Source organism: Candidatus Delongbacteria bacterium, from assembly GCA_020634015.1.
Lineage (GTDB): Bacteria > CAIWAD01 > CAIWAD01 > CAIWAD01 > CAIWAD01 > JACKCN01.
In genome coordinates this window covers 449,736-467,999 of the sequence record JACKCN010000001.1, presented here as the reverse complement: position 1 = coordinate 467,999, position 18,264 = coordinate 449,736, and the positions used below count along the sequence as shown (strand labels likewise).

General features: G+C 64.2%; 14 protein-coding genes. 7 read left to right on the top strand and 7 right to left on the bottom strand.

Annotated features, from left to right (window positions below; translation table 11 throughout):
- Nucleotides 1-16 precede the first annotated feature (16 nt).
- Both H6678_01970 and H6678_01965 read right to left on the bottom strand, forming a co-directional pair.
- Nucleotides 17-1,216 carry a glycosyltransferase gene (locus H6678_01970; GenBank protein MCB9472557.1) on the bottom strand — a complete coding sequence of 400 codons (1,200 nt, stop codon included), beginning with the start codon at nucleotides 1,214-1,216 and terminating at the stop codon, nucleotides 17-19.
- Between the two features lie 83 nt (nucleotides 1,217-1,299).
- Entirely contained in the window at nucleotides 1,300-2,406 is a 1,107-nt protein-coding gene (locus tag H6678_01965; GenBank protein ID MCB9472556.1) for a DegT/DnrJ/EryC1/StrS family aminotransferase, read from the bottom strand.
- A 360-nt stretch (nucleotides 2,407-2,766) separates the two neighbouring features.
- Here H6678_01965 and H6678_01960 point away from each other — a divergent pair, with 360 nt between their 5' ends.
- The 4 genes from H6678_01960 (at nucleotide 2,767) to H6678_01945 (ending at nucleotide 6,425) form a co-directional block, all read left to right on the top strand.
- Nucleotides 2,767-4,209, top strand: coding sequence for a sugar transferase (locus tag H6678_01960; GenBank protein ID MCB9472555.1), 1,443 nt, complete (start codon nucleotides 2,767-2,769; stop codon nucleotides 4,207-4,209).
- A gap of 23 nt (nucleotides 4,210-4,232) precedes the next feature.
- Nucleotides 4,233-5,237, top strand: a complete 1,005-nt coding sequence (locus tag H6678_01955) for a Gfo/Idh/MocA family oxidoreductase (protein ID MCB9472554.1) — start codon at nucleotides 4,233-4,235, stop codon at nucleotides 5,235-5,237.
- Between the two features lie 110 nt (nucleotides 5,238-5,347).
- Complete coding sequence (locus H6678_01950; protein ID MCB9472553.1) at nucleotides 5,348-5,815, top strand: N-acetyltransferase; 468 nt, start codon at nucleotides 5,348-5,350, stop codon at nucleotides 5,813-5,815.
- A gap of 25 nt (nucleotides 5,816-5,840) precedes the next feature.
- Nucleotides 5,841-6,425: a GNAT family N-acetyltransferase gene (locus H6678_01945; protein MCB9472552.1), complete on the top strand. Its 585-nt coding sequence runs from the start codon at nucleotides 5,841-5,843 to the stop codon at nucleotides 6,423-6,425.
- Here the strand turns inward: H6678_01945 and H6678_01940 are convergent.
- Nucleotides 6,419-7,483 (bottom strand): hypothetical protein, encoded by a 1,065-nt coding sequence (locus tag H6678_01940; GenBank protein MCB9472551.1) that lies wholly within the window; start codon nucleotides 7,481-7,483, stop codon nucleotides 6,419-6,421. The two genes, H6678_01945 and H6678_01940, sit on opposite strands and share 7 nt — an antisense overlap.
- Nucleotides 7,484-7,573: 90 nt before the next feature.
- Entirely contained in the window at nucleotides 7,574-8,035 is a 462-nt protein-coding gene (locus H6678_01935) for a helix-turn-helix transcriptional regulator (GenBank protein MCB9472550.1), read from the bottom strand.
- Nucleotides 8,036-8,387: 352 nt separating this feature from the next.
- On the opposite strand from H6678_01935, the gene H6678_01930 reads away from it, so the two are divergent.
- Both H6678_01930 and H6678_01925 read left to right on the top strand, forming a co-directional pair.
- Complete coding sequence (locus H6678_01930; protein ID MCB9472549.1) at nucleotides 8,388-9,440, top strand: class I fructose-bisphosphate aldolase; 1,053 nt, start codon at nucleotides 8,388-8,390, stop codon at nucleotides 9,438-9,440.
- Between the two features lie 187 nt (nucleotides 9,441-9,627).
- Nucleotides 9,628-10,938: a response regulator gene (locus tag H6678_01925; GenBank protein ID MCB9472548.1), complete on the top strand. Its 1,311-nt coding sequence runs from the start codon at nucleotides 9,628-9,630 to the stop codon at nucleotides 10,936-10,938.
- Between the two features lie 477 nt (nucleotides 10,939-11,415).
- Here the strand turns inward: H6678_01925 and H6678_01920 are convergent, their stop codons facing one another.
- From H6678_01920 to H6678_01910, 3 genes are all read right to left on the bottom strand, one after another.
- Entirely contained in the window at nucleotides 11,416-12,807 is a 1,392-nt protein-coding gene (locus H6678_01920) for an MATE family efflux transporter (GenBank protein ID MCB9472547.1), read from the bottom strand.
- A gap of 68 nt (nucleotides 12,808-12,875) precedes the next feature.
- Nucleotides 12,876-14,801, bottom strand: a complete 1,926-nt coding sequence (locus H6678_01915) for a tetratricopeptide repeat protein (GenBank protein MCB9472546.1) — start codon at nucleotides 14,799-14,801, stop codon at nucleotides 12,876-12,878.
- The gene (locus tag H6678_01910; protein MCB9472545.1) at nucleotides 14,798-15,613 is read right to left on the bottom strand and encodes an NRDE family protein; all 816 of its coding nucleotides are present in this window, start codon (nucleotides 15,611-15,613) and stop codon (nucleotides 14,798-14,800) included. Before H6678_01910 ends, H6678_01915 begins: the two co-directional genes overlap by 4 nt.
- A 205-nt stretch (nucleotides 15,614-15,818) precedes the next feature.
- Between H6678_01910 and H6678_01905 the strand changes: the two genes are divergently transcribed.
- Nucleotides 15,819-18,236, top strand: a complete 2,418-nt coding sequence (locus H6678_01905) for a lamin tail domain-containing protein (protein ID MCB9472544.1) — start codon at nucleotides 15,819-15,821, stop codon at nucleotides 18,234-18,236.
- Nucleotides 18,237-18,264: the final 28 nt, after the last annotated feature.

The window sequence follows — 18,264 nt, the reverse complement described above, 5'->3', positions numbered from 1 at the left end:
CGGGAAAGCGGGCGCTTCAATCCAGTCGGGCCGCTTCCCTGAGAAACTGGTCCACCGGTGATTCGCGCAGCAGCTCGCCAATATACTCATGGCAACGGGCGATCATCGAGCGCCGCAGCTCGCCATTGGAGATCACAGCGGAGATCGCGCGTGCCAGATCCCGGGGATCTCCGGGAGCCGCATACTGCAGGTAACCCACATCGCCCAGACGGCCTTCGATGTTGGGAATCCGGCTGGCCACCACGGGCAGCGACTGGGCCATGGCCTCGAAGATCACCCGCGGAAAGCCTTCGCTGAGCGAGGGCAACACGAAGAGGTCGCTCTCGCGGTAGCGCTGGATCAGGTCCGGTCCATTGGCCACGTAGCCCGCGAATTCCACCGCATCCTCGAGACCCCGTTCGACACAGAGTGCGCGCAGACGGGCACCCGTCTCGGGCTGTTCGCCACCCACGAGCGTCAAGTGGGTTTCCTGCCCCTCGCTGCGCAGCAGGGCCATCGCTTCCAGCAGGAACTGGATGCCCTTGCGCGGCATCAGACCGGCCACGCAGAGCAGGCGGACACGCGGCGTCTGGCAGGTATCACGCCGGGGCGCGATGTCCGCGGGGCGGATCGTGACCAGGGGCTTGGTTTCCACGGTGCGCCCGGGCAGCTTGCCGTACTTGCGCACCAGGCTGACTCCATTGACGATGCGCAACTGGGCGGCGCCCATGGCGCGGCGCTCGGCGAACCCGCAGAACCAGCGAAAGAACGGATACACCAGGCGAGCCAGCGGCCCCTTGAACTTGTAGGAACTGGCCATGTCCGCGTACCAGTCGTTGCCCGAATAAAGGATCACGCGGCGACCGCGCAGGCGGCCGGCCACCGCGGCGAAGGCCGCACGGAAGGTGGACATCATCACGAACACGGTATCGTGGCCATCGAGCTGGCGCCAGATCAGCCGGAACTGGCTCAGCACCTGACGCAGTCCGCCCCGCAGGCTCACCGAGCGGGTCTTGTAGTCGGGGAGTTCCAGAATCTGCAGGGCGGGCGTCGAGAAGCGATGATTGTAGCCCGCGTAGACCGCCGCGGTCTCGTCCTGGCCCAGTCGCTGGATGGGGCAGAGCAGGGTCATCGAGCGCACGCCACGGGCGATGCCTTCGAGATAACTGCCGTCCAGATTCTGGTAGCGCAGTCCGTCGGGGCCCAGCACGGCCCCCGCCCGGGAAACCACCAGCATGTGATACGGCAGTCTTCCGGGCGGGGTACTCAGCGTATCGGCAGGTGCCTCGGAGGGGCCTGCCGGAGTGTGGCTCAGGGTGCTCAGTTTGAGTAGAACTCGCCAATTGTGCTGCAGACCAGCTCGATCTGTTCCGGGCTCAGTTCCGGATACATGGGCAGGCTGAGGATCTCGTCGCAGATCCGCTCGCTCAGCGGGAAGTCGCCCTTCTTGTAACCCAGGTTGGCGGTGGCGGGCTGCAGGTGCAGGGGTACCGGGTAATGCAATCCGCTGGCGATGCCGCGCGACGAGAGGAATTCCATCAGTTCGGCGCGCTGCGGCACGCGCACCACGTACAGGTGGTAGACGTGGCGAGCGTTGACCCGTTCGACGGGTGCCAGCACCGGACCGATGCCGCGCAGGCCTTCGTCGTAGAGCCGCGCGTTGCGGCGGCGGGCGTCGGTCCAGGCTTCGATGTGATTCATCTTCACGCCCAGCACGGCACCCTGGAAGCCTTCCATGCGGTAGTTGTGCCCCCAGACCTCGTGCACGTACTTGCGCGACATGCCATGGTCGCGGATCATCCGGGCCGTCTTCGCCAGCTCGTCATCGTTGGTGAGCATGGCACCGCCCTCACCGTAGGCGCCCAGATTCTTGCCCGGGTAGAAACTGAAACCGGCGGCCACGCCGAAGGTGCCGATGCGCTGGCCGTTGATCTCGGCGCAGTGGGACTGGGCGGAATCCTCGATCAGCTTGAGCCTGTGCGCGTCGCAGAAGGTCTTCAAGGCGGGCAGATCGGCGGGCTGGCCGTAGAGGTGCACGGCCATCACGGCCTTGGTGCGCGGGGTGACCAAAGCCTCGAGGCGGGCGGGGTCGAGGGTGAAGGTGCTCTCTTCCACTTCGGCGAACACGCAGGTGGCACCACAGAGATGCACGGCCTCGGCGGTGGCGAAGAAGGTGTGAGTGGGCAGGATGACCTCATCGCCGGGGCCGATGCCAAGCGACCAGAGGATCAGGTGCAGGGCCTGGGTGCCATTGCCGCAGGCCACCGCGTGGCGGGCATTGTGTGCGGCCGCGAAGGCCTGTTCGAAGCGGGCGACCGTGGGGCCGTTGACGAACTCCGTATTGTCCAGGATCGTCTGGATGGCCTGGTCAATTTCCGTTTTGATTGATCTATATTGGGCCTTCAGATCGACAAAGGGGACGTTCATCTGGGTCTCCTGAGCAGCAAATGGTGATGGAATGACGGCTCTTCATTCCCTGGAGGGCTGTTTTGCTGCAGGCGTTACCCGAGGCGGTTCGTGGCACGGACGCGGTTCCACAGCGATTCAGGGTCGCGCACAAGGTGCCAGATTGTCGCAGCTTCTGCCAGCCCTGCTGGATTTTTCCTGCTTTCCCCGCTTGTCGTCAAATTCGCCGGGCCTTTCTGCCGATGATGTGCTTTCCGGCTCCCTCCACCGGAGCCGCGGTGAATCCATCATCATCCGGGCACGCCCGACCTGAATCAGCATGCTTTGCGACGGCACCCCCACCCGTCCTGGACGTTCCGGCCAGCATTCGCGGGAGTTCGTTTGAAGACGCCGAAATACAAGTATCTGCTTGCGCTGATTGACTGGTTGACTCTGAACCTGAGCTTCATCTTCGCCCTCAAGCTGCGCACGGCCTCCCGCATCGACGTCTTCTTCGAGCACGCCCCCTGGGTCGCCCCGGAAGTGCTGTTCTTCATGCTCTACGGCGTCGTGGCCGTGCTGATCTTCCGCCAGCAGAAACTCTACAAGATCAATGTCTTCCTCAGCGCGGGCGAGCATGCCTGGAGGCTGAGCAAGGCCTACTTCCTGATGCTGGCCGGCATCGCCATCCTTTCCTTCTTCACCAAGTCCTCGGTGATCGTGGACAGCCGCCTGGCGCTGCTCTACTTCGCCGGGCTGAGCATGACCCTGTTCCTCTTCGTGCGGGTCATTCTGTTCCGCAGCATCTTCATCCTGCTGACCAACATGCGGGTCTACAGTCGGCGTGTGCTGGTGGTGGGCACGGGGGAGACGGGGCGGGAACTGGTGAGTCGCCTGGAACGCCACAATCCCTACGGGCTGAAACTGGTGGGCTTTGCCGACGACGAGCTGCCCGAAGGCTTCATGGTCCAGAACGGGCTGGCCGTGCTGGGCAGCACCGAATCGATTCCCGCCCTGGTGCGCGAGCACCGTGTGAACGAAGTGCTGCTCTGCCTCGACCGGGCCGATCACAACGCCCTGTTCCGGGCGGTGGACATCGCCATGAACACCTCGGCCTTCATCAAGATCGCCTCACCGCTCTACCGGGTGATTCCCGAGCGTCTGTTCACCGACAAGTACGCCAACATCCCCGTGGTGGATGTGACGCGTTACGGGCAGCAGCTGCCGCACCGCATCTTCAAGCGCGGGGTGGACGTGCTGTTCAGTCTGGCGGGCATGCTCGTGCTCTCGCCCCTGTTTCTGACCCTGGCAGCGCTGATACGGCTGGAAAGCAAGGGGCCGATCTTTCACACCCAGACCCGCGTGGGCAAGAACGGCCAGCATTTCCGCTTCTTCAAGTTCCGCTCGATGCTGGTGGGCTCCGATGCCGACCCGCAGCGCGTCCAGAACCTGCAGGCCTTCATTCGCGCGGGCAAGGTTGCCGAGCCCGGGCAGACCAAGATCGTCAACAACACGCGCGTGACACGCGTGGGCGCCTTTCTGCGCAAGACCAGCCTGGACGAGCTGCCCCAGCTGCTGAACGTGCTGCGCGGCGAGATGAGCCTGGTGGGGCCACGCCCCTGTCTTCCCTACGAATACGACAACTACAAGCCCTGGCACCGCAAGCGACTGAGCGTCGTGCCCGGCTGCACCGGCGTCTGGCAGGTGAACGGCCGCAGCGAAGTCGGTTTTGACGACATGGTGATCCTGGACCTGTATTACATCCAGAATCCAAGCATCCTGCTGGATCTGGGCATCATTTTCCGGACCATTCCGGTGATGCTCTTCGGGCGGGGAGGCGGATGATGGCAGCGCAACTGGAGAGAGCCATGAAGGCAGGAGTCATCGGTCTTGGTTATTGGGGACCCAATCTGGTCCGCAACCTGCTGTCCACCCCCGGCATCGAGGGAGTGGTGGTCTGTGATCGTGATGCGGGCCAGCTTGAGAAGATCCGCCAGAAGTTCCCGATGGTGGAAACGGTGGAACACATCGATCAGCTGCTGGGGCGCGATGACGTGACCGCCGTGGCCGTGTCCACCCCCATTTCCACCCACCATCCCATCGGCATGCAGGTACTGGGTGCGGGCAAGCATCTCCTGCTGGAGAAGCCCATGGCCGCCTCGACCCGGGAATGTGACGAGCTGATCGCCCTGGCCGAGAAGAAGAACCTGCGACTGATGGTGGACCACACCTTCATCTACAATGGCGCGGTGCGCAAGGTCAAGGAACTGATCGACCGCGGCGAGATCGGCGAGATTCTCTATTTCGACTCGGTGCGCGTCAACCTGGGCCTGTTCCAGCATGACTCCAACGTGGTCTGGGATCTGGCGCCCCATGACATCTCGATCATGGACTGGTTCATTGGCGACTCACCGATTGCCGTGTCGGCCACCGGTTCCTGCCACTTCAACAACTACGAAGACATCGCCTACCTCACCGTGCACTTCCCGGGCAGCGTGATGGCGCACTTCCACGTGAACTGGATCTCGCCGGTCAAGGTGCGCCAGATCCTGCTGGGTGGCACACGCCACATGGTGGTCTACGACGACATGGAGCCCAGCGAGAAGGTCAAGGTCTACGACAAGGGCGTGGAAGTCACCGGCAAGGAGCAGGTCTGGGAAACCCTGGTCCAGTACCGTACCGGCGACATGTGCGCTCCCAAGATCGACCAGACCGAAGCCCTCAGCCGCATGATGCGCGAATTCGTGGACTCGATCCGCGAAGGCCGTGCACCACTGACCGACGGTCACGCCGGTCGCACGGTCGTGGCCGTGCTGGAAGCCGCCGATCGGTCGCTCAAGAACCAGGGCGCCCGCATCGAGATCGCCCGCTGAACCCTGCCTGTTTCGCGTGCGCCCGGGCTTTGGTCCGGGCGCGCCGTGTTCCATTCCCCACCGGCCGGCCGGCCGGGCACAGACCTCAACTTCAGGATCCCATCATGGAAATGTATCAGCGCATTGCCGAGGATGTCTGCATCGGCGAAGGCAGCCGCGTCTTCGCGTTCGTCAATCTCTACGGCTGCAGGATTGGTCGTGACAGCAAGGTCGGGGCCTTCGTGGAAATCCAGAAGGGCGTGACCATTGGCGACCGCTGCAAGATCTCGAGTCATACGTTCATCTGCGAGGGTGTCACGATCGAGGACGGTGTCTTCGTGGGGCACAACGTGAACTTCATCAATGACAAGTACCCGCGCGCCGCCAACCCGGATGGCAGTCCTCAGACCGAAGCGGACTGGAGCGTGGTGCCCACGCGCGTCGGTCGCGGAGCCTCGATCGGCACGGGCAGCACGATTCTCTGCGGCATCGAGATCGGCGAGAACGCCATCGTGGGCGCAGGCAGTGTGGTCACGAAGAATGTGCCCGCCAACACGATCGTGGCGGGAGTGCCCGCCCGGGTCAAGCGCAGTCTCTGAGACCGGCCCGAGCGGAAAGGACCGTATGGAATTGCGTGTGCGCCCAGGCGTCGTGCTGCGCGAGTTCGAAGAGGAACACGCGGCCGAACTGTTCCGGGTAACCGATCACAACCGGACCCACCTCCGGCGCTGGCTGCCCTGGCTGGATGCCACCCGCTGCGAGCAGGACAGCCTGCAGTTCATCCGCGCGGTACGCAAGCGCGTCCTGCTGTACTTCGAAGTGCATTTCGGAATCTGGGTGGACGGGCGATTGGGGGGCGTGATCGGCACCCATCAGGTGGACCGTGTCAACGGCCGCACCAGTGTGGGCTATTGGCTGGACCAGCGTCTGGAAGGGCGGGGGATCGTGACCGCCTGTGTGGCGACCATGCTCGATCACCTGTTCGGCGAACTGGGTCTGCACAAGGTGATGATCCAGTGTGCCACGGGAAACGCCCGCAGCCGCGCGATTCCCGTGCGCCTGGGCTTCACCTCCGAAGGAGTCTCCCGCGAGAACGAGTGGCTCTACGACCACTATGTGGATCACGATTGCTTCAGCATGCTCGAGGACGAATGGCGCGTGCGTTTCACGGATGATCCGGCCAGACGGCCCGGGATGCCGGATCAGTGACGTCCCAGCAGTTTCCTGAACAGCGAGCGCACACCTTCTTCGACCTTCTTCTTCAGGGCTGAGGTGTCCACACGAAGTTCCGGTTTCTCCAGGCTGCCCGTGACCGTGCCCTTGATGTGCAGGATGCCATCCGGGTCGGCCAGCCATTCCAGCCCCTGATCGAGTCCGCCCGGAAGCGACAGCTGCCGGCGACCGGATTCATTGAGAGCCAGATCCACCGCGAGCGCCAGTTTCTGGGTGGGATCCTCTGGATTGCCCAATGGGCCCGAGGCCGTGATCAGGCCCAGACTCGTCCACAGCTCCATCCGGTTCAGGCGGCTGCTGACCGTATCACCCACCAGCTCCATGCTCAATGAGTCGGCCATCAGCGGATCCAGGAACTCGAGTCCCAGTTGCTTCTTCAATTCCAGTGCCACGGGCCAGCTGGCCAGTTCCACATCCCGTGCGTGTGCCACGAAGGAATGGGATGTCCTGCCGCTGCGCGACTGACGGATCCGCAGGGTCACGTCCGCCAGACCACCCAGAGTCCAGCTGCGTTCAGGATAGAGCAGGGCCCAGAGACTGTCCAGGACCAGGCGTTCCGACTGCAGGTCAAGGGTCCATGCGGGCAGGGCACCTGGCTTGCGCAGCACCAGCCAGCGCCCGTCCAGCGCCTGTCCCGCCAGTCGTGAATGCAGGTTCTGGACTTCAAGGGTGTCGGCAACCAGTCGCATGCGTCCGCTGAGCCCTTCCAGGGGCAGGCGGTTCCATTGCGCATGGCTCACCCGCAGGTCGGCCAGCAATGGCTCGTCCGCGGACCACCAACGGCGCAGCGACCCGAGGCCATCCGCTTTCAGGCTCAGGGATTCCAGCCTCAGGCTGTCCCGTGAGATGGCAAGTGTGATCGCGGGCCAGCGCAGGGTGGGACCGGGCCAGAGGGTCAAGGTGCCATCCTTCCAGCCACCCGGAGGCAGCCCCGCCGGCAGCCAGCGCAGGGGCCAGGAGACGGACAGTGCGGCCGCGAGGGCCAGCACCGCCAGCACCAGCAGGATCAGAAAGAATCGCACGATTCGGCGCACCTGGACTCCGGGTTGAAGGATCTGACCACCGACCGGTCGCCGGCAAGCCGCCCAAGGTACGAGGGCCCGTTGGCGATTGCCAGCCGGGGCTCAGAGTTCCAGGCTCTCCAGGCGATCGAGGAAGTCGTTCCATTCGCGGCGTGAATGGCCCCGGGTGGCCGAGAGCGCCACGGCCATCGGTTCGAAGCCCTGAAAGCGGTCGCAGAGCGCGATCACCCGGGCAATGTCTTCCTGGGTGGGCGTGAAGCGCAGCTTGCAGCTGGCGAACCAGCGCAGCACGTCTTCTTCGTGGTCCAGTCCGCGCACCAGCACCCAGACTCCCTTCAGTTCGAAGAAGCGGGCCAGTCGGTCCAGCACCCGCACGCTGGGGCTGTGGTCCGGGTCGTTGAGAATGGCCTGAACGCTGCCAACGCCGATGCCGGCCTGTCGTGCCAGGCGAATGATGCCGATACCACGCCCGTCGTTGGCCTGGTCCATCAGACGTCGGATGGTGCGCCCGATGGACGAATGGGTGACCCGGGCCTGGGGATCGATGCGTTTCCGTTTCAGCACGTGCTGACCTCCTGACAATGCGGCAGCCTGGATCCGGCGGTGAGGGGGAATCGACCGGTTGCCTGTCGGGATCTGCGCGTCTCCCGTCAGGCAGGCAGGAACTCCGGGACACCCTGTCCTGGTTCCTGCGGGCTTTCTTGTTTCAACGAGGAAGATCCCGAATCAAGGCTGGCTTGCCAACGCTTCTTTCGCATCAGCGACTCTTTTGACCAGGTGGGCCCGGCAGAAGAGTCGGGATCCATCCGGGGTCAGGGCTGGATACGGTCTCCTACCGGACCCCGGGAAATCGTAGATTGCACGCCACTTCCCGTATACGAACGCCAACCATCGGAATTCTGGAGGCCAGGACATGCTGGACCGAATCGTCAACCTGCTGGGTGAGAAAGACGCTCGCCTGTTGCTGGATCACACCTGCACGGGCATCACCAAGGACCGCCTGCATCTGCCGGGCCCCAACCACCTGGACACCGTCTTTGCGGCTTCCAACCGCAGCAATCGCGTGCTGGGCAGCCTGAGCCGCCTGCACCATACCGGTCGTCTGGCCGGCACCGGGTTTCTCTCGATCCTGCCGGTGGATCAGGGCATCGAGCATACCGCGGCCGCCAGCTTCTCGCGCAATCCCGATTACTTCGACCCGGAAAACATCGTCAAGCTGGCCATCGAGGCGGGCTGCAATGGGGTGGCCTCGACCCTGGGCGTGCTGGGCATGGTCAGCCGCAGGTATGCCCACAAGATTCCCTTCGTGGTCAAGCTCAACCACAACGAGCTGATGACCTATCCCAACACCTTTGACCAGATCATGTTCGCCGATGTCGATCAGGCCGTCGAAATGGGTGCGGCCGGCGTGGGCGCCACGATCTACTTCGGCAGCGAAGAGAGCAACCGCCAGCTGATCGAGATCAGCCAGGCCTTCGCCTATGCCCATACCCAGGGCCTGTTCACCATTCTCTGGTGCTACCTGCGCAATCCCGAATTCGTCAAGGACGGGGTCGACTACCATGTGGCCGCCGATCTCACCGGCCAGGCCAACCACCTGGGCGTGACCATTGAAGCCGACATCATCAAGCAGAAGCTGCCCGAAAACAACGGCGGCTTCAACGCGATCAAGTTCGCCAAGACCGACAAGCTGGCCTATGGCCCGCTCTGCAGCGACCACCCTGTTGATCTTGTCCGCTGGCAGCTTGCCAACGGCTACATGGGACGCTGTGGGCTGATCAACAGCGGCGGCGCCTCCGGTGCCAATGACCTGGCCGATGCGGTGCGCACCGCCGTGATCAACAAGCGCGGTGGTGGCATGGGCCTGATCCTGGGGCGCAAGGCCTTCCAGAAGCCGCTGGCCGAGGGTGTGGAAATCATCAACGCCGTGCAGGACGTCTACCTCGAGCAGGGCGTGACCGTCGCCTGAGCGTGCTGTCAGTCAACGAGATGCGGGGCCTTCGGGCCCCGTTTTTCGTTGACCGGGCATGGTGGATCTGAGCAACTCCCTTGCCGATACTCCCTGTGTCTATTGTTCCGAATTCCGGAACAAGGTTTGGTTCCGACATTGATCGCACACTCCGCGCGCCCCGCTGAACGCGGCTCTTGGAGCACAGATGATTTCTCAGCCAGACCGGATGCCACGCCAAGTACGTCAATCCCGCCACACCCTGCAGGTGGACGCGTTCTACCAGGTGGGTCCCCACTCAGAACCGAATCCGAAATCGGAGCATGCCGTGCTGGATCACGCGGCCATGGAATCCTTGGTTGACTGGCTCAAGGGCATCAGCGGCGAATTGTCGGTGCTTGCACGCAAGCTGGATGGCATTCCGGCTTCCAGCGCCGAACAGGCCGGGCTTCCCGCACCCGCGCGCCGTGCTCTGGACGCACTCGAAGAATCAATCGTGAATGCCTGCTCGGCCTCCCGTCAGGTATTGTCCCTGCTCTCGCCGTCGGCGCTGGGGCGGGAAACACTCAGCCCCGACCAGCTCTGGCTGATCCTGCGCAGCACGCTCCAGGTTTCAGGCCATCGCAATTTGCGCCTGCATTGGGATTCCAGGAACGTCGAGGGCTGGCTCCAGCTGAATCCCGCCACACTGCTCAGCGCACTGCAGGAACTGCTGCGCAATGCGATGGAAGCCATGCCCGATGGCGGAGTTCTGGGCATTCATCTGCAGGAATGTGTACTCAGCGCCACCGAGCTGACCATGCTGCGTCGAGGTGTCACAACCGGGATCGATCCTGGTTCCTCGAACCGATCGGGAAAACCCGGGCGGGCCTACCTGAGTCTTTGTGTCTCCGATACGGGCTACGGCATTCCTGTCGAACTGATGGAACGTGTGCTCGCCGGAGGGTACAGCACCCATCACGGGCGTGCGGGCAAGGGTCTCGAACGGGCACGCGAGATCATTCTTGAGCATCAGGGATTTCTGTTGCTGGACAGCCGGGTCGGCAGCGGGACACAGGTCCGTGTGCTGCTTCCTTTGCTGGATTCCGCTCCGGGCGAGCAGGTGCTGCCCCAGACAAGCAGAGTCCGGACCGGTCAGGGCAGGATCCTGCTGGCCGAGGATGATTCGGGCATTCGTGAGACGACGTCCGAGATCCTCGAGCGCCTGGGCTACACGGTGGTCTGTGCGCGTGACGGAGAAGATGCCCTCGAACGCCTTTCCGACTCCCGGGAAGCGTTTGATCTGGTGATCCTGGACCTGGTCATGCCCCGCCTTGGCGGTCTGGAAACCCTGAAACGTCTGAAGGAACGCAATCGTGACCAGCGTGCCCTGATGGTGACCGGTTTCATGATGGACGAGGACGTGGATGCCATCGCGCGGATCTGGGGTGTGCCCGTGATCCAGAAACCTTTCAAGCTGATTGACTTCAGCCACCGGGTCGCGGAACGGATATCCGGGCCGCTGCCGCCGGGCCTCTGATCGAAAGCACCCAGTCTTCCACATGCTTCCAGCCCTTTCGGGGGCTGTTTTCATTGGAGGGGTGACGGTCGCTTCGACCACCATGGTGTCTGACGAGATGGCGGACGAGATGGTGGACGAGATGGCGGACGAGATGGTGGACGAGATGGTGGACGAGATGGTGGACGAGATGGCGGACGAGATGGTGGACGAGGTGGCGGACGAGATGGTGGACGAGATGGTGGACGAGGTGGTGGACGAGGTGGTGGACGAGATGGTGGACGAGATGGTGGACGAGATGGTGGACGAGATGGCGGACGAGATGGCGGACGAGGTGGTGGACGAGATGGTGGACGAGATGGTGGACGAGATGGTGGTCGAGCTAGTGGACGAGCTGACGGTCGACACGACGGTCAAGGTGTGGGTTGACACAACCGTCGTACCGACCGTCAACACACTGCTCGATGCAACGGTCCTGTCGACCGTCACCCAAGGCAATCAATCCAGCGCGCGATGCAGCTTGCGTGCCGCTTCCTCGGGCCAGTCCGCGAAACGGAAGACGGCCAGCATGGCCAGTCCCTTGAGAACCGCGGAAATCAGGATCGCCAACCAGACGGCATTGATGCCCAGGCTTGTATACTCCACCAGACCCCAGGCCAGCGGGATGCGCAGCAGGTTGCCGGGAACCGAGACCATGAACTGCCTGCGGGGCACACCGGCACCGCTCAGACAGTCGCCGGGAATGTTCTCGATCAGCTGGAACAGATTGGCGATGGCCGCCATGCGCAGGTAGACCACGGTCAATTCCGTGACACGCGGATCCTGGGTGTACAGACCGATCAGGGGCAGGGGCAGGAACCACCAGACCAGACTGAAGAACAAAGCGATCGGCAGTGCGGCGCTGGTGACCCGCCAACCCGTGAGACGCGCACTGTCGGCTCGTCCCGCGCCAATGGCCTGGCCACTGAGCGCCGAGGCCGCCACCCCGAATCCCATCAACACCATGAACCCGATCGACTCGATCCCGCGGATGCCGATGCCCAGCACTCCGAAGGCCTCCTGCCCAAAGCGCGAGAGCAGGCGATTGAGCACCATGAAGATGCCCGAATAGAAGGCCACCGAGAGACTTGCCGGAATGCCGACCCGGATCATTTCCAGCAGGGTGGACATGCGTGGGCGCCAGCTGAGCATGGGCGGCAAGGGCAACGGATTGCGGCCCCGGGTCAACAACCAGAACCCACGGGCACCGGCAATGGCACGCGAGAGAATGCTGGCCGCGGCGATTCCTGCCAGGCCTCCGTGCAGGGCGAAGACAACCACCGTGTTGAGAGCCGTGTTCAGACCCGTGGCCATCAACTGGTTCTGGAAGACCGTGCGCGAGTTGCCGCGGGCCAGAAAGATCGAGTCGATCATGGGCTGAAAGGCCAGCACCGGGAACCCCAGATAGATCATGCGCAGGTAGCGGGTGGCCAGCAGCAGTACCTCGTCGCGTCCACCCATCCAGGCCAGCAGGTGGGGAGCGATCAGCCAGCCCAGCACGGCCACCGGAATCGTGATGCAGAAACTGAGCAGGATGCCCTGGGCGGCCGCGCGGCCAGCGGCTTCCGTATCACGTGCCCCGGTCAGGCGCGCCACCAGCGACAGTGCCCCGCGCGAAGCCAGCACGATGAACGCCGCATTGAAGATCAGCACCATCATGCAGAGACCGATGGCGTTGTTGGCGTCCTGGCTGATCCGGCCCGCGAAATAGAGGTCGTTGATGTTGTAGAAGTTGCTGAGGATGAAACTGCCCGCCGCCGGCAGGGCCAGCTTCAGGATCTGCGAACGGGTCGGGGGCTGCCAGGAACGGAGACCTTCCGGCACGGAATCGGAACGGGAAGCGAGCGGCATTCGGAATTCATTTCTGCAGCTGGGGGGTGACCTTCGACTCGCGTATACAAATCATCGATGCGGCAGGCTCAGGGGTCCTGGGTCAACAGGCCCTGGAGTTCGTTGACACCCGCCGCGTTGGCGCCGAAACGCTGGGCCAGGTCCAGGTGCAGGCGCGCGCGCTCGCGCTGGCCTCCGGCCCAGGCGGCTCGGGCGGCCAGCAGCTGCAGCTCCGCGTCCTTGGGGGAGTCCGCGAGCAGCTCGTCGATCATGGACAGGCCTTCGGGAAAACGACCCTGCTGGCAGCGCAATTCAGCCAGTCGGCGCAGGGCGGGCCGGTATCCTGGCTGGAGGTCCAGCGCCCGTTGCCAGGCCAGTTCGGCCCGCTCCGGATCGCCGCTGAGCAGCAGGGCATTGCCGTGATGCGCGGGCCAGGCGGGATCACCCGGGTCCATTCTTTCGCCCTCGGCAAAGAGTCTGGCCGCTTCGGTGCTGCGCCCCGTCTCCAGCCAGTGCAGGCCCAGGCTCTGGCGCGCGCGTTCCAGTCCCGGGGCGCCCTTCAGGCCTTCTTCGACCAGTGTCCAGCCTTCCTTGACCTGCCCGTGGGCCACCAGAAATTCCCCCAGCTCCACCTGCAGCGCATGGCTGCGCGGTTCGGCCCTCAGGGCCAGCCGGTAATGCATTTCGGCAGCGCCGGGATCCTGCCTGCGCTGGGCGACGCGGGCCAGCAGGATCTGCATACGGTGGTCCGGCGCCACTCCGTACGACACGGCCAGTCGGGCATGCTGGCTGGCGATCTCCAGTTGTGTGTCACCGGCCTCACCTTCCAGCAGGCTGGCCCGATCGAGAGCGCTGATCGCACGCCAGCTTTCCCACTGGATCCATCCAGAATGCGCCACGAAGAGCATGACGATCGCCGCCATTCCCAGAAAGACTCTGCCCCCTCCGGTGAGCTCTCCGTCCCGGCGCAGCTCCCAGGATTGCACGCGGAACTGGTGTTCCCGGAACAGCCGGTAGACGCTGAGCCCCAGGAAGGCCACCATCACCGCGACTCCCAGAGCCAGCAGAAACGAGACCTTGCCGTAGAGACCGCGCAGGGCCAGGAAGGAGGCCAGCGCCAGCAGCAACAGCATTCCTTCTTCGATCCAGATCAGACCGCGTGTGCGCCGATCACGCGTGCGTGCCGCCGCGCGACCCAGGGCGGGCAGTCCCCAGCCCAGGCGCAGGGCCTTGTTGGGGCAGGCCGCCACGCAGTCCAGCGTCTTCATGCAACCGCTGCTGACCACCATGCCGTGAGTGTGCACCTCGCGGCTCACGTTGACACCCGAGGTGCAGACGCTCGTGCACAGCGCACAGCCCGCGCAGGAGGAATTGACCCGGATCCGCAGGGGCGAGACCTTGTCCACCACGGTGAAGGCGGCGCCATAAGGGCAGGCGTAGGTGCAGAAACCCTTGGCGCCCAGAAACCAGACGATCAGGGCCCCGCAGAGCACGAAGGTCAGAATGCCCAGGGTCCAGCCGGGAAAGGTGGCCCAGAAGGTGGGTGTCATCAGCTCCAGACGGCCGGAAACCTCGCGTGTCTGCAGCAGGCGCGCCAGCAGCGGCCAGAGGAACATGTAGACGAAGGCCAGCATGGGCACCCAGCGCAGCACGCGTGATTCAAGCGGGCGGGGCTGAAGCCCCAGGCGCGCCAGCAGCCAGCGCGAGCCGTCCTGGATGGCCAGCAGATGGCAGCTCCAGCCGCAGAAGAAGCGCCCGAAGAGCGCGGTGACCAGAATCGCCAGCAGCAGGAGCAGAGTGCCCGCATTGATCAGCCCGTCCCGCGAGAAGGCGATCGCCTCGGAGGGTTCCAGGGGGCTGAGGGTGCTTCCCGTCAGTTTCCAGTGCAGGATGTGTGCGCCAATCGCCAGATGAATGCCCACCAGGACCAGCGCACGACGGCGACCCATACCGGAGCCGGAGGGAATCGTGACACGCGCGGCGGCCGGTCCCTTGAACTGTGTGGCAGACTTCACGTGCGCGTTTCCTGGCTTTCTTCCATGAATTCGAAGCGACTGTCGCCCGCGGGAACCCCTTCGGGAGCCCAGCGGCGTTCGCGCAGGATCCAGCGGCCGCTGTGTTCGCGGATCAGCAAGGTGCTGGCGCGCGTGCCGTACTCGCGGCCCCGGATGAACAGGGCCGAGAGGCGGCGCTCCAGTTCCGGGCCCACTCCCGTGTCGGGCAATTGAGCGTCGGGCCAGGTGCGCTGGTCAAGCAGCAGGTCCAGCAGGGCATCTTCTTCGGGTCTGGCCTGTTGCAGCAACAGCTGCTTCAGGCGCAGGCGACCCTCGCGCACCTTGGGCCAGTCTTCATTGAGGGTGCCATTGCTCAGACCATGGATGCCCGGGTCCAGGCGGCGGCAGATCGACTGCCCGGCCGCGGACACCAGCGGCAACCGGTTGCTGACCCAGTACCCCGAAGCCCCTTCGCCCAACAGAAGATTGTATCCGGGAAATGAGCCCGCACTCTCGGCCAGGCGATCCAGCCAGTCGTGCAGACGCTGGGAGCGTGCCAGAAACTCCAGGCCCAGTTTGCCGCGACTGGGGGCGTTCGCGGGCGGTTCGTGTGCGCTCGGACGGCGCACATTGGTCGTGGCGCACCATCGGCCGCGACGGGTCACACCCAGCCAGATGCCTCCCCGCTGCAGATCCCGTCCGGCCAGCAGTCCGGGTGTGTCGGGCCACCAGCCGCAGTCCTGGCTGGGCCGGGCATGGAACTCGTCCCGGTTGCCCAGCAGCAGCAGGCTCCAGTCGGGGTGTGGATCCGTGGCGAGAAAAATGGTGCACATGGCCGCTTCCTTGAACGGCCGGAATGTAGCGAATCGGGCCCCCGGACGCCGGACGCCCGGGGCGGGAAATTCCTCCTGAGGACAAAAAGATTGACTGCGAGCCCGCCGATTGGCTCCTTCCACGCACCCAACGACCCGATTTCCAGCACCCGTCTCCGCCTCCTGCCGCACCGGGAGAGTGGACCGAACTCCAGGAACCGACATCATGCGCGCGTCCTTTTCCCTTGCTCTGCTGCTGTGCCTGGCCGGTCTGGCCCCGGCCCAGATCGCGTCCCACGTTGTCATCGATGAAGTGTTCTACGATGGCGAAGTCAGCGGCGACCTGGATGAATTCGTCGAACTCTACAATCCCACGGCGGCCGCGGTCGATCTGTCCGGCTGGTACTTCGGCGATGAGGAAACATCCGGCGGTGGCGAGTATTACGGCCAGTTGCCCGCCGGGACCGTGCTCGGGGCGGGCCAGCGACTGGTCATCGCCAAGGACGCCGCCACCTTCACCACGGTCTTCGGATTCGCTCCCGATCTGGTGGCCGCTTTCGCCCTGGGCAATACGGGCGACGAGCTGATCCTGAGCACGGGCCCATACACTGGCATCGTCGATGCGGTGGCCTGGGAGGGGGGCTCCTTTCCCGGCGTGGTGTCCTTTGGATCCACGCCTTCGGGTTCCTCGATGGCCCGCCAGCCCAGCGGCAGCGACAGCGACGACTGTCCCGCGGATTTCGTGGTGCAGGCGCCCACTCCTCAATCCGACGGAGGCACACAGCCGCCCACGACCGGGGCCGTGAGCGTGTACTTCAATCGCACGGTCAATACCGCCGTGGCCAGCTGGCAGCCCGCGAACGGCAACGCCAACTTCTACACCCCGGCTCTTGCGCTGATCAACGGGAGCCAGCACTCGCTGGACGTGTGTCTCTATTCGCTGACCGACAGCCAGATCGGCAACGCGATCCTGGCCGCTCATTCACGGGGAGTGGTCGTGCGCGTGATCACCGAGGCGGACTATCACAGCGGCAGTGTGTTGAGCTCGCTGGAGAGCGCGGGCATTCCGGTGATCGACGACGAATTCGGTCTCAATGACGGCACGGGCCTGATGCACAACAAGATTCTGATCGCGGACGCCCGGGCCGGCGCTCCGGCGGGCCAGGCCGTGCTCAGCTCCGGTTCCTGGAATTACAATGCCGGTGGTCTGAACAACGACGCCAACAATCTGATGGTGATCCAGTCCGATGCGCTGGCCGCGATCTACACCGCGGAATTCGACGAGATGTGGGGGTCCAGCGGCGACACACCCAATGCCAGCCTCAGCCGGTTTGGCTCACGCAAGACCAACAACACCTCGCACAGCGCCCAGGTGGACAGCATTGCGGTGCAGAGTTTCTTCTCGCCCAGCGATGCGGTCATGAGCAACATCGCCAGCCTGCTGGCCAGCGCCGACCATGAGATCCAGTTCTGCGCCTTTTCCTTCACCCGGATCGACGTGGCCGACGCGATGCGCGCCCGGCATCAGGCCGGCGTGCTGGTCGAGGGAGTCTTTGATGCCGACCAGATCGACGTGTACTCACAATACAACAACATGACCGGCACGGGCAGCAGTCCCTGGAGCCCGCCCGCCCCCGTGATCCTTGACAATCTGGGCGGCCTGCTGCATCACAAGTACATCCTGATCGATGCCAATCATCCCGACAGCGATCCGGTGGTGATCATGGGCAGCACGAATTACAGCACGGCGGCCAACACGGTCAACGACGAGAACCTGCTGGTGCTGCACGACGCCAATCTGGCCAACCAGTACTATCAGGAATTCGTGGCCCGTTATGGATCGGTGCAGGTCGTGCCCACCGCGATCCATGAGATCCAGTACACCACGGATCCCTCGGGGGATTCGCCCTTGGCGGGGCAAAGCGTGATGATCGAGGGCACGGTGGTGGCGGCGGCCCTGGCGGGCAATGCCTGGGTGGTTCAGGATGCTGCCGGAGCCTGGAATGGCGTGCATGTCTACGCTCCGGGGCAGAGTGCCCAGATCGGCGATCGTGTGAGCGTGACGGGCACGGTCAGCGAGTACTTCGGGCTCACGGAAATCACCTCCGTGAGCGCCTTCGGTGTGATCGGCACGGCAGCTCTTCCCGAACCGGTCGAGATCGATTGTGCCACGGCCGCGCTCGAGGACTGGGAAAGTGTGCTGGTGCGGGTCCCGTCGGTCACCGTCAGTCAGACCGACCTGGGCTTCGGTGAGTGGGAAGTGATGGACAGTGGCGCCAGCCTGGTGGTGGATGATCTCAACTTCGCCCATACCCCTTCGGTCGGCGAATCCTTTGGCGCGATCATCGGCACCATGCACTGGAGTTTCGACCTGCCCAAACTTGAGCCGCGCAGCCTGGCCGACCTGATTCCGCCCCTGCAGTCGGTCACGGACCTGCAGATCACTCATTCTGGCAGCTTTCTCAGCCTGAGCTGGTCGGCCGTTCCCCAGGCACTGGCCTATCAGGTTCATCGCCTGAGCGATCCGGCTCAGCCCCTGTCGCCGGCCACCCTGGTCGCCACCGTCACGGGCACCGGTCATGCGGAACTGCTGCCGGCCGCCCCTTCGCTGGCGCTCTACCGGGTGGTCGTGGTCGGTCCCTGAGCCTGGCGCACGAGACACACGAATCGTG